The sequence below is a fragment of the Woeseia oceani genome, assembly GCF_001677435.1.
Lineage (GTDB): Bacteria > Pseudomonadota > Gammaproteobacteria > Steroidobacterales > Woeseiaceae > Woeseia > Woeseia oceani.
In genome coordinates, this window is the sequence record NZ_CP016268.1 from 3,393,526 (window position 1) to 3,406,118 (window position 12,593).

Below are 12,593 nucleotides of genomic sequence, written 5' to 3' on the forward strand. Positions count from 1 at the left end.
TTCAGCTCCTGGCAATGCGCCCGTAGACCCGCAGGCGACTCACACCGCCGTCCGGGAATATGGACATTCGTACGTGACTGACCGGACCAATGTCAGCCAGTTCGGATTCAAAGAAATGCTGTCGATCAGCATGCAGCTTGCTTTCTGCCAACAGGCTCGGCCAGGACTTGCTGACTTCAGGGAGGTCGACCACGTTGACACTGGCCTCGTCCACGTTTGCCGCTTGCAACAGCACACGGTCCGGGTAGTTGCCTTTGAAGTGCGCGGTATCGACTTCAACCCGCTCGATGATGCCTTTGTGACCCAGCGCCAGCACACACCAGTCGTTGCCGGGGCCGCGGCGGCGGGCGGTCTCCCAGCCATCGCCCATGTTGATGCCCCTGCCCGCCACGTTCAGATTGTGCATGGAACCAAAATGCTCGTCGCTGGCCGCGAGCGCCCGGCCGCCGCGCTCGACCGCAAGAAGATCAACTACTTCGTCGTCGGCCACTTGTGTCCAGTCGGGTTGCACCTCACCAAAAATACGCAGTCGGGCGATACCGCCGTCCGGAAAGATGTTAAGGCGCAGGTGGGTGCAGGCGTTGTCATTGTCGATTGCATGCCAGTGATGCGCGTCGCCCTGCAACGGTGTTTGTGGCAGCAGCGGAACCCATTTGACACTGTCATCCGGCACATCATCTGTCGAAACGCAGGCGTCGAGCGACGCGGCCGGCGGATAATTGCCGGTGAAGTGACTGGTGTCGATGTCCACGCCACGAATAACGCCAGGGATGCCCAGCCTGATGACACAGAAGTCGTGTCCCGGGCCGCGCTTGCGACGTGTTTCCCAACCGTCCATCCACTTGCCGTGGTCATCGTACTTGTCCGGAATGAAAACCGGCGGCGCAGGCTCGATCAACCGTTCCTTGGCGGCAAAAAACTCATCATTGGCATAGACCACGCGCGTACCCAAACGCGGATGTTCCAGTGGCAACCACTGGTGAAACGGGTTCTTGCTCAAGCCTCTGTTTCCTTTTGCGCAAGTTGTACCGCCAGCCGCAAGCGCGCGATCTTGTGTATTTCACTGAGTGCACGGGCGAACTCTGCTTCTGCATCGTTCTGCAGTCGCTCCTCGAACGCGGCAAGAATAGCGTGTCGGTTGCTGCCGCGCACCGCCATTACGAAAGGAAACCCGAACTTTTCCTTGTAGCGGTCATTCAGCTTCTGAAAACGCGCAAACTCTTCGGCTGTGCATTGATCGATACCGGCGCTCGCCTGCTCGCCGCTGGATTCTGCCGTCAGTTCGCCGCGTACGGCCGCACGCCCGGCCAGATCCGGATGCGCGCAAATAAGTCGCCGTTTCTCGGCATCAGTCGCGACGTCCACGCAGTGCGCCAGCGTCGCGGCTATTTCCGCAGCATTGCCTGAACCGCCGAGCAGCTCCCAGGCTCGCTCGGCAACCCAGCTCGAGTGCTCGTAAATACCGCCATAGCGTGCAACGAATGCGGCTTTCTCAGCGGCGCTCATGAACGTGGACCGTTTGTTGGCGGGTGTTTGCTGCGCCAGTGTTCAGCGATATCGATACGCCGGCAAACCCAGACATCAGCATGCTTCGCAACGTAATCAAGAAAACGCACAAGCGCCGCGGTACGCCCGGGACGACCCGCCAGCCGGCAATGCAAACCGACAGACATCATTTTCGGCTTGTCAGCCCCTTCGGCGTAGAGGGTATCGAAGCTGTCCTTCAGGTAGTCGTAAAACTGCTGGCCGGAGTTGAATCCCTGGGCCGTTCCGAAGCGCATGTCGTTGGCATCCAGCGTGTACGGCACCATCAGTTGCGGCGTATCGAACTGGTAGTCCCAGTACGGCAGATCATCGGCATAGGTATCGGCGTTGTAGAGAAATCCGCCCTCTTCCGCCACCAGCCTGTGGCTGTTCGGGCTGCAACGGCCGAGATACCAACCCGTTGGGCGCTCGCCGGTGACGTTTTGATGAATGCCAATCGCCTGCTGCAAGTGCGCGCGTTCCGTGTCGATATCCACGTGCTGGTAGTCTATCCAGCGGTAGCCGTGACTCGCGATTTCCCAGTTCGCTGCCCACATGGCGTCAACGACATGCGGGTTGCGTGCCAGCGCCATGGCCACGCCGAACACGGTCACCGGTAAATTGCGTTCCGTGAACACCCGGTGCAAGCGCCAGAAACCGGCGCGTGCTCCGTACTCATAAAGGGACTCCATATTCAGGTGGCGCATGCCCTCGATCGCCGGCGCGCCGACGATTTCAGACAAAAAGGCCTCCGACGCCTTGTCACCATGCAGCACGCAATTCTCCGCGCCTTCTTCATAGTTGATAACAAACTGCAGCGCGAGGCGCGCGCCATGCGGCCAGTCGGCATCGGGCGGCAGATTGGCATAGCCGCATAGATCGCGTGGGTAATGATCAGTCATCGTGGTCTGCCGCACTCCGGTACCAGGCATCAACTTGCGAACGTTCGTCATCACTCATACCGGTCAGGTTACCTATCGGCATAACCCGGGTAACGACCGTCTGCTGATAAATGCGTTCGCGTTCAGCGATAATTTGTTCGTCGGTCTCCAGCAACACGCCCGCAGGTGCGGCTGGAAACGCAGGATGAGTCGGCCGTGCCGCATGACACACCGTGCAGCGCTCCTCTATCACCGGCCGCAACTCGGCAAGCGTAACGTCTCTCGCAACCGCCTCGCTGGAGCGCGGTGCAATCGCGACCGCGACAGCCAACAGCAATGCGCCAGCGACAACCAGCGGTAGCGGCGTGGCACGACCTTTGTGTCGCGCCACAAACCAGACACGAATCAACGCCCCCGCCAACGATAGGGCAATCAGGATCAGCCAGTTGTATTTGTGGCTGAACGTCATTGCGAAATGGTTGCTGGTCATTACGAACAGCACGGGCAAAGTGAAATAGGTGTTGTGCACGGAACGCTGTTTCGCCCGTAATCCGTCTTCGGGATCAGGCAGCTTGCCCTGTTCCGCCGCAGCAACCATGCGTCGCTGTCCGGGAATGATCACGTAGTAAACATTCGCCACCATGATCGAGCCGAGCACGGCACCGTAATGAATATACGCACCGCGTCCACTGAACAACTGGCACAAGCCCCACGCGAGCAATGCAACCAGGGCAAATAACACAGCACTCAACGCGCGTTCGTTATTGCCCAGTGGCGAGCGGCACAAGCCGTCGTAAATTTTCCAGCCGAACAGCAGAACGGCCACGCCGATGCCGACGGCGGCAAGCGGCGACAGGTCCGCAACCGTCGGATCAATCAGGTAGATACTTGCGCCGTACCAGTAGATCAAGGCCAGCAGGAACATGCCGGAAAACCAGGTGCTGTATGCCTCCCATTTGAACCAGTGCAGTGTTGGAGGAATCTGCGCTGGCGCCACACGGTACTTTTGCGCGTGATAAAAACCACCGCCGTGCACCGACCAGAGTTCACCACCAACACCCTTCGCGTCATCGTCGCTGGCAGCCGGCGGCACCAGGTGATTGTCGAGCCAGATAAAATAAAAAGACGAACCGATCCAGGCCACGCCGGTAATCAGGTGCACCCAGCGCCCCAGCAGGTTGAGCCAGTCAACTACGTAAGCTTCCATCTAGATATTCTTTTGCCGGGGCCGCAACGCCTGCACGCTGGCCGTGTTGCTGGTGAATGCGGCCTGCCGGCGCTCGCGTCGCCGTAACAAGTCCGCCGCCACCGCGATGGCGATTTCCGGTGGCTGCTTGCCACTGATGCCACGGATGCCGATGGGGCAGGTGAGTCGTTGCAATGCCTGATCCCCAAAGCCGGCCTGGCGCAAACGACTCTCAAACCGCCGACGTTTGGACAGCGAACCGATCAATCCGCAGTACGCGAACTCGCCGCGGCGCAGTATGGCCGCTGTTATCTCGAAGTCCAGTGCATGGCTGTGGGTCATCACCAGGCAATAGGCCCCCACTGGCAAAGCTGCCACTTCGCGCGCCGGGTCGGCGGTTTCCAGTGCCTGCACGGTGTGCGGCAGGCTTGCTGGAAACACATCGCGGCGGCTGTCTATCCAGCGCACAGACGCCTGCAGGCCGGATAACAAGGGGATCAACGCGCTACCAACGTGGCCGGCGCCGAACAAGGCAACGTCGAACGGCTGCGTCTGCAATGGTTCCAGCAGAGCAAACCGCGCAGCGCGGCCCGGCGTGTCCATACGCCGGGCTGCCGTTGCGCCGGCGACAGCCGCAACCACGGCCGCATCAACATCGTTGCCGTCCGTCGCCCGGCCGTCGGCTGCCAGCAGCCGGTTGCAGGGCAGGCCGTCCGCATCCAGTTCCGTCAGCAAGACGCTGTTGTCGCGAGCTTGCCAATGCGCGAGCAAATCATCCATGCAGGAGATGGCATCGAGGCGTTGAAACAGGACATCGACAACCCCGCCGCAACATTGCCCGCAATTACTGCCCAGCGGAAACCGGCGCAGGCCGCCTGACCGGCCATCGTCACCGCGCAAATAGCGACTCGCGATCTGCGCGCACTGGTATTCGAGTTGACCACCACCGATGCTGCCACGCAGGTCGTTTGGGGTGACCAGCATAGTGGCGCCCACTTCGCGTGGCGCGGAGCCACGAATGCCGGCAACCGTAACCCTGACCGCAGGCCGTTGCGCCTGCAATAACTCATGCGCCTCTTGCTGCCAGCTCGTCATTGCGTCGCTCGCACGGCACTAACAGCAGCAAGCACCGCTTCCGGCGTAGCCGGTGCACGCAGCCCGGGCAGGCAGCCGTCAGGCCCGACGGCCGCAATTGCATCGCGCAATGCATAAAAGACCGACAAACCGAGCATTAACGGCGGTTCACCAACAGCCTTGGAACGGAATACCGTGTCTTCGCGGTTCAGTCCCGACTCCAGTATTTCGACCCGGAAATCCTCTGGTACGTCGGAGCAAACCGGAATTTTGTACGTCGATGGCGCATGTGTCTTCAGCTCACCCTGATCGTTCCACCACAACTCTTCACTGGTGAGCCAGCCGACGCCCTGAATGAAGCCGCCTTCAATCTGGCCCATGTCGATCGCCGGGTTCAGCGAGCGTCCGCAATCGTGCAGGATATCGACGCGCAGTGTGCGGTACTCACCGGTCAAGGTATCAATAATGACTTCCGACACGGCCGCGCCGTACGCGAAATAATAGAACGGACGTCCGCTGAAGGTGCTGCGGTCGTAGTTGATTTTCGGTGTGCTGTAGAAGCCGGTGGACGACAGGGGAACGCGCGCAAACCAGGCCATTTTCGCCAACTCAGCGAAACTGACCGTCGCATCGCCCGCCTGCACAGCGTTGTTGCGAAAGACCACCGCGGATTCCGCAACCCGGAAGTGTTCGGCCGCAAAGCGGGTTAGCCGCGCCTTGATGGTCTGAGCCGCTGCCTGTGCCGCCTTACCGTTCAAATCCGTGCCACTCGATGCCGCCGTCGCCGAGGCATTGGGCACCTTGCTGGTATCGGATGCGGTGATTTTGATGCGCTCAACGTCTATCTGCAGTTCATCGGCCACCACCTGGGCAACCTTGGTGAACAGGCCCTGCCCCATTTCCGTGCCGCCGTGGTTCAGATGCACAGTACCGTCCGTGTACACGTGTAGCAGCGCCCCGGCCTGATTCAAATGCGTTGCCGTGAATGAAATACCAAACTTCACCGGCGTAAACGCCAGTCCGCGCTTCAGTACCGGACTCTGCGCATTGAATTCGCGAACCTCGGCACGGCGCTCTGCATAGTCTGATGTGCGTACAAGCTTTTGCGTGATCTCTTCGAGAATGTTGTCGTCAACAACTTGCTGGTACGGCGTGACGTTGCGCTGCCCAACACCGTAGTAGTTGGCGCGCCGCACCTCCAGCGGATCTTTGCGCAGGTAGCGCGCGATGTCATCGATCGCGTACTCGATACCGAACATTCCTTGCGGACCACCGAAACCACGGAACGCGGTGTTCGAAACCGTGTGTGTCTTGCAGCGGTGGGAGAGAATTTTCACGTTCGGCAGGTAATAGGCATTGTCACAATGGAACATGGTGCGATCATTGATTGCACCGGACAGATCTGCCGACATGCCGCAACGCGATGCGAACATGAAATCGATACCCTCGATACGGCCGTTGTCATCGAAACCAACATCGTAGTGAATGATGAAGTCGTGTCGCTTGCCGGTCATCAGCATGTCGACATCACGATCGAGGCGCAGCTTGCACGGTTTCCTGGTGCGGTCCGCCATCAGGCCGGCAATACACGCGATCAACGCCGCCTGACTTTCTTTGCCACCGAATGCGCCGCCCATACGACGGCACTCAACCACAACGTCTTTGGAATGACGGCGCAGGGAATGCGCGACCAGGTGCTGCACCTCACCCGGATGCTGGGTTGAGCTGTACACGAACAAGTCGCCGTCTTCCCGTGGCAACGCCAGTGCGATCTGCCCTTCAAGGTAGAACTGATCCTGACCGCCCAGCGCAAGCTCGCCGCGCAGCCGATGCGCCGCTTTGTCGAGTGCCGCGGCGGTGTCACCGCGCTCCAGCGTTTCCGTGGGCAAGACGAACGAACCGGTGGCGATGGCCGTCGGAATATCGAGCACGGGCTCTAGGTCTTCGTATTCGATTCTGGCCAGCGCGACCGCTTTGCGCGCCTGCTCGACAGTGTGCGCGGCAACTGCAAATACGGCCTGACCCACGTATTGCACCAGTCCCGGTGCCAGTATCGGGTCATCCGCGACGACCGGACCGCAGTTGTTGTCGCCGGGGATATCGTCTGCCGTCAGCACCTCGACCACGCCGGGCGCGCGGCGCACAGCATCGAAATCCATGGCAACGATGCGTGCGTGCGGCCGCGTGCTCATACCAACCGCGAGGTGCAACACGCCGCGTGGTTCGGGGATATCGTCGGTGTACGTCGCCTCGCCGCTAACGTGCAGATGACTGCTGTCGTGCGGGATCGCGCTGCCAGCCGCACCGGCAACGGAACCGCCAGCGTCAGGCTTCGCGTGCGCGTCCATACTCGTAGATCCCGGTGAGTTCCGCGCCGCTTTGCGCCGCGGAAATATCCATGAAGAGGCGTTGCAGAAGATTCCCTGCGACCTGGCGGCGGTACTGATCGCTCGCACGCATGTCGCTGATCGGCTCGAAATCCTCGCGCAATGCTTGCTGTGCCTTATGGGTCAGATCAGTGCTCGGCAGCGCGCCCTGCAACACGGCCTCGCAGCGATGCGCACGCCGCGGTGTTGCGGCCAGTCCACCGTACGCAATTCGCGCTTCCACGATCCGTCCGTCGTCGTCGAAGCGCAATCGGTACGCACCACAGACCGCGGAAATGTCCTGATCAAAACGCTTGGAAATTTTATACGTGCGCAGCTCGTCGCCGGCAGACGGCAACGGAATGATTATCTGTTCAACGAACTCGCCGGTCCGCAGCGCGTTTTTCTGGTAATCGAGATAGAACTTCGCGAGTGGCAGTTCCCGTGTGCCGTTCGCACTGCGCAGGCGCAGACAGGCATCAGCAACCAGCAACGCCGGCATGGAATCACCAATGGGAGAGCCATTTGCGACGTTGCCGCCCAGCGTTCCGGCATTGCGTATGGGCGGCGACGCGAACCGCAACAACAGCTCATGCAAGGCCGGGAAATGCCGCAGAAGCAGCGGCATCGCCTCGGCGAGTGTCACGGCCGCCCCGATGTTGATCGCGTCATCGGCTACGCCTTGTCCGCACAGTTCCGTGACCCGGCCGGTGTAGATCACCGTATCGAGTTCACGGTGCTGCTTGGTAACCCACAAACCGACGTCAGTACCGCCCGCCAGCAGCCGCGCATCCGGCCAGGCACCCAGCAATTCCGCCAGCTCGTTGCATGAGCGTGGTGCAAAATACCGTTTCGCACCGTACTCAAGTGCAACGGTGTCGCCGTGCTGAATGGATTGCAGACGCTCGACCCGCCGCTTCTCGTCCGAACTTGCCGGACCCGAACTGCAAGCGGCCAGTAACCAGTTGTCACTGCGTTCCGATGCACACCCGTACATCGCCCTGGCCGCATCCACGATGGGTCGGTAACCCGTGCAACGGCACAGATTACCCGCCAGCGCATTATCGATGGTCACCCGACTTGGTGATTGCGCGTTCTTGTACAGCGCGAACAGCGACATAACGAAGCCGGGCGTGCAGAAGCCGCATTGTGAACCATGGCAATTGACCATGGCTTGCTGCACCGGGTGCAAACTGCCATCGCTGCCACGCAAACTCTCTACCGTTAACAACTCCTTGCCATCGAGTGTTGGCAGGAACTGTATGCAGGCATTGATCGCTCGCGCATGCAGGCGATTGTCTTTGCCTACCTCCGCAAGGACGACGGTACAGGCACCACAATCACCCTCGGCACAGCCCTCTTTGCTACCCGTTCGATGCAGGTCTTCGCGCAGGTACTGCAGCACCGTTCGGGTTGGATCGACATTGCGCAACTCGATGACAGTGCCATCGAGAATAAAACGAATCCTGTCGGTACGGTGATTGCTCATATCAGCACACGGCTCAGCTTCCACGGTACGTCGAGTAACTCCACGGTGAGACCAGCAGCGGTACATGGTAGTGGGAGTCTTCAGCCAATGCGAAACGAAGAACCACGACGTCGAGGAATGGCGGGTCGGACTGCGCAAGCGCGCTGCGCGCAAAGTATGCGGCGACCGAAAACTCCAGCTCGTAACGACCGGCCTGCCAGTCGGCTTCGTCGAGCAACGGCGCATCGGTTCTGCCGTCCTTATTGGTTATTGCACGTTTTACCAGGGCGCGCTCCGCACCCAGCCGCCACAAACTGATCTCAATGCCCTGCCCGGGCCGGCCTTGAGCTGTGTCCAGTACGTGCGTGGTCAGTTTGCCCATGAAATGTCCGCAACCGTCATCGTCTGTAATTCGTGTCGCTCCAATTGCAGACCATACTAGGTGATCTCGGTTCAGGCCGGTAGTCGGGAACCGCGGAACTAACCGGGAAACCCGGGACTGTGTTAGCGTCGGGCACACAAGCCAGTCTGTTTATCGGGGGAGAATATGGACGGCAGTACAGTGTCACGACGCCTGTTTTTGCAAGGCACGGGGTCGCTTACCGGCTCGGCCGCGTTACGCGCAGGCATTCCAGGCCTCGCCGCGCTGCTCCAGGCGGCCTGCAGCGCACGCGACGAAGCTGCGGCATTTGCAGTCCTGAGCGCCGCTGAAGCCCGCGAACTTGAAGCGATCAGTGCCAGCATCCTGCCGACGACCGACACGCCCGGCGCCACAGAAGCCGGCGTGGTCTGGTTCATCGACAAAGCCCTCGGTGATTTCGCCGCTCCGCAACTCGAATCCCTGCGCAGCGGCCTCGCTGCCTTCGAACAGCCCATAGCTGACCGCTACGCGGGCGCCAAGCGCTATTCCGACCTCGACGAGTCCGAGCAGAACGCCTACCTCGCCAGTCAGGAAGACACGCCATTTTTCGGCTTCGTCCACACGTTGACGCTGATGGGCATGTTCGGCATGACTCAATACGGTGGCAATCGCGATCACGTTGGCTGGAAGTTACTGGGGCTGGATCCGCATCAGCACGGCTATCAGCCGCCTTTCGGGTTCTATGACGCGGCCTACCGGGAGGGACAAGAAAATGGCGAATGAGTCCCAGGTTCATTACAGGAACGACCAGGCCGTTGATTTCGTCATTGTCGGCTCAGGCTCGGCGGGCGGGATACTGGCGCGCGAACTGTCGGCTAAAGGCTTTGACGTGGTGGTGCTGGAACAGGGCCCGTTTCGAACCGCCGCCGATTTCACCCACGACGAAATTGGCGTCGCCTTTAACGGCGAGCTGCTCGGCGGCAGCGCAGCGCGGGCCAGCCAGACCTTTCGTCATGACGAAAGCGATATCGCGGAACCGCACCCGTTTCGCCAGCCAGCCGAATACGCGAAGACCGTCGGCGGCAGCAGCGTGCACTTCACCGGCAACTACTGGCGCTTTCGCGAGATCGATTTCAATGAACGCAGCCAGTTGGGTGCGATCAGTGGCACGAATTTCGCCGACTGGCCCATCAGTTACAGCGAACTCGAGCCCTACTACACACGGGTGGACTGGGAGATCGGTGTGTCCGGCACTCCCGGGCCGTTCGACGCACCCCGCTCGCGACCGTACCCAACGCCACCCATGCCCGTGAAATCGTCCGGCGCATTGCTCGAACGCGGCGCGTTGAAGCTCGGACTGCACCCGCAACCGGCACCGGTGGCGATATTGTCGAAACCGCACAACGGTCGCGCGCCGTGTATCCATTGCGGCTATTGCATGGGGTTTGGTTGCGAGGTCGGCGCCAAATCGTCAACCCTGGCTACCGTTATTCCGCAGGCACTGGCAAGCGGCAAATGCGAAATACGGCCACTCAGTACGGTCTACCGACTGGAAATCAACGACGCCGGCAAGATCGACGAAGTGCTCTACTTCGACGCTGACGGCAAGCAACGCTCGCAGAAAGCGAAGGCGGTCGTCCTGTCCGCAAACGGCGCCGAGACACCACGACTGCTGCTCGACTCAGCCAGCGCCCGACACCCGGACGGGCTGGGCAACTCCAGTGGCTTCGTAGGTCGCAACCTGATGTTCAATGGTCACTCCATTGCCAATGGCGTGTTCGCAGAACAACTGAACGACTACAAGAGCATCCAGGTAACCCGCATCATTCACGACTTCTACGAGTCGGATCCGAAACGCGGCTACTACGGTGGCGGCGGAATCGATGCGAGACCGCTGTTCTCGGCGACGCCGATCTTGTTCGCCATGGCCGGTGCGCCACCCAACGTGCGCTCTTGGGGCCGGGAATACAAAGAGGCGCTGGCGCACAACTACACCCGGCAGATGACGATACTGGGCAATACCACGTCGCTCGCACAGGATCGTAACAACATCACACTGGACCCCACCTACAAAGACCAGTGGGGTCGCGCGGCATTGCGCCTGACTTACAGAGACCACGACGATGATTTGGCAATTTCGGAATTCTTCCGCCAGAAGTCGCTTGAATTGATGGATGCAGCGGGCGCGGAACAATCGTGGTCATTCCCCGTTGAAGCACAATCCAGCGGCGCCCACCTGCTCGGCACCTGTCGGATGGGCGACGACGCCGAGACTTCGGTCGTCGACAAACACCATCGCAGCCATGACGTGAAGAACTTATTTATCTGCGATGGCTCGAGCTTTGTGACCTCGGGTCGCGGCCAGCCAACCATGACCATTATGGCATTGGCCTTTCGTGCCGCTGAACACATCGCCGCGGCCGCAAAAGCAAACGACATCTAGCAACGCAAGTCCTTGCCGCCGTGGACCCGCAACACGTCGGCCGATTGGCAACGAGCCGTGCGGCCAATGCACGCCGCAGAATGCGCACAACGGCGCTCCATGCCGCACCGCCGCTGACACACATGCTCGTGTCATAACCCGATGGTCGCATGCATGGACTGGCAGGCACGCGCGGCCGGGCCGCCTTCTGTGCCGCACTGCCGGTTCCACGCCGCTACCAGGTCACTGCAGGCGTTGCCCGGCGAGGCTGCATTTTGGCCTGAAAAATCCGCCGACGGTGGTACGCTATGCCCCTTTTTTGCCCGGAACCAGCACCACATGACTGTCAAACTTCTTGGAATTTCCAACGCCATCGTCGATATTCTCGCCAACGTTGAAGCCGATTTTCTCGACAAGGTGAACGCACCGCCCGGCTCGATGACGCTGATTGATGAAGCTCGTGCCCGCGAAATTTACGACATGATGGGGCCTGCAACGGAAATGTCCGGCGGCTCAGTTGCCAACACCGTCGCCGGCTTCGCCAGCCTCGGTGGTCGCGCTGCCTACATCGGCAAAGTCAGGAACGATCAGCTCGGCGACATTTTCACGCACGATATGCGCTCGCTCGGCGTGGACGTGCGACTGCCACCGGCGACCGATGGCGCGGCAACCGCGCGCAGTCACATTCTGATCACGCCGGACGGCCAGCGCACCATGCAAACGTATTTGGGTGCCTGCACGGAACTCGCCGTTGCTGACATCACCGCGGCGACCGTAGGCGAACCCGACATTGCGTTGCTGGAAGGCTATGTCTGGGATATCGCCGAAGGCCCCGCGCTAGCCGCAGCCGCCGTTGAACTGGTCCGCAAGGCCGGTGGCAAAGTTGCGCTGTCTTTATCCGATTCCATGTGCGTCGAACGCCATCAAAAGGAATTCGCCAGCTTCGTTCGCGACGCTGCGGATCTCGTGTTTGCAGACGAAGACGAAATGATGGCGCTGCTGCAGGTCAAGACCTTCGAAGAAGTTCCACCGCTGGCGGCACAATTGCCACCGTTGTTCGTCATCACCCGCTCTGCCAAAGGTTCCGTGCTCATCAAGGGCGAAAAGCAGATCCAGCAGGATGCCATCCGGGTCGACAAGGTCGTCGATTCCACCGGCGCTGGTGACTCCTTTACAGCCGGTTTCCTGTACGCCTATACCAATGGCATGTCATTGGACAAATGCGCCCGGGCCGGCACCTTCTGTGCGACCCAGGTCATCCAGCAGATCGGTGCCCGCATCGACAAGGACGCGCTGGACGAACTCGACTAG

General features: G+C 60.4%; 11 protein-coding genes. 3 read left to right on the forward strand and 8 right to left on the reverse strand.

The features are described from left to right. Position 1: 1 nt before the first annotated feature. Genes alc through uraH form a run of 8 tightly spaced genes read right to left on the reverse strand, consistent with a single transcriptional unit; the run spans position 2 to position 8,881 of the window. Entirely contained in the window at positions 2 to 1,000 is a 999-nt protein-coding gene (alc, locus tag BA177_RS15355; protein ID WP_068617637.1) for an allantoicase, read from the reverse strand. Then, positions 997 to 1,506 (reverse strand): 2-oxo-4-hydroxy-4-carboxy-5-ureidoimidazoline decarboxylase, encoded by a 510-nt coding sequence (uraD, locus tag BA177_RS15360; protein ID WP_068617639.1) that lies wholly within the window; start codon positions 1,504 to 1,506, stop codon positions 997 to 999. Before uraD ends, alc begins: the two co-directional genes overlap by 4 nt. Further along, complete coding sequence (puuE, locus tag BA177_RS15365) at positions 1,503 to 2,426, reverse strand: allantoinase PuuE (RefSeq protein ID WP_068617641.1); 924 nt, start codon at positions 2,424 to 2,426, stop codon at positions 1,503 to 1,505. Before puuE ends, uraD begins: the two co-directional genes overlap by 4 nt. Further along, positions 2,419 to 3,612 carry a urate hydroxylase PuuD gene (locus BA177_RS15370; protein WP_068617642.1) on the reverse strand — a complete coding sequence of 398 codons (1,194 nt, stop codon included), beginning with the start codon at positions 3,610 to 3,612 and terminating at the stop codon, positions 2,419 to 2,421. Before BA177_RS15370 ends, puuE begins: the two co-directional genes overlap by 8 nt. Then, a complete protein-coding gene (gene xdhC, locus BA177_RS15375; protein ID WP_082990161.1) occupies positions 3,613 to 4,686 on the reverse strand; it encodes a xanthine dehydrogenase accessory protein XdhC in 1,074 nt (357 codons plus the stop codon). Continuing rightward, positions 4,683 to 7,013, reverse strand: a complete 2,331-nt coding sequence (gene xdhB, locus BA177_RS15380) for a xanthine dehydrogenase molybdopterin binding subunit (RefSeq protein WP_068617644.1) — start codon at positions 7,011 to 7,013, stop codon at positions 4,683 to 4,685. The genes xdhC and xdhB overlap by 4 nt, the downstream gene beginning before the upstream one ends. Then, on the reverse strand, positions 6,991 to 8,520 hold the full coding sequence (xdhA, locus tag BA177_RS15385; RefSeq protein WP_068619491.1) for a xanthine dehydrogenase small subunit: 1,530 nt from the start codon (positions 8,518 to 8,520) through the stop codon (positions 6,991 to 6,993). The genes xdhB and xdhA overlap by 23 nt, the downstream gene beginning before the upstream one ends. Before the next feature lie 13 nt (positions 8,521 to 8,533). Continuing rightward, a complete protein-coding gene (uraH, locus tag BA177_RS15390) occupies positions 8,534 to 8,881 on the reverse strand; it encodes a hydroxyisourate hydrolase (protein ID WP_068617646.1) in 348 nt (115 codons plus the stop codon). 165 nt (positions 8,882 to 9,046) lie between these two features. Between uraH and BA177_RS15395 the strand changes: the two genes are divergently transcribed. From BA177_RS15395 to BA177_RS15405, 3 genes are all read left to right on the forward strand, one after another. Then, positions 9,047 to 9,643 (forward strand): gluconate 2-dehydrogenase subunit 3 family protein, encoded by a 597-nt coding sequence (locus BA177_RS15395; protein WP_068617648.1) that lies wholly within the window; start codon positions 9,047 to 9,049, stop codon positions 9,641 to 9,643. Beyond that, a complete protein-coding gene (locus BA177_RS15400) occupies positions 9,633 to 11,303 on the forward strand; it encodes a GMC family oxidoreductase (protein WP_068617650.1) in 1,671 nt (556 codons plus the stop codon). The genes BA177_RS15395 and BA177_RS15400 overlap by 11 nt, the downstream gene beginning before the upstream one ends. Before the next feature lie 318 nt (positions 11,304 to 11,621). Next, a complete protein-coding gene (locus BA177_RS15405) occupies positions 11,622 to 12,593 on the forward strand; it encodes an adenosine kinase (RefSeq protein WP_068617651.1) in 972 nt (323 codons plus the stop codon).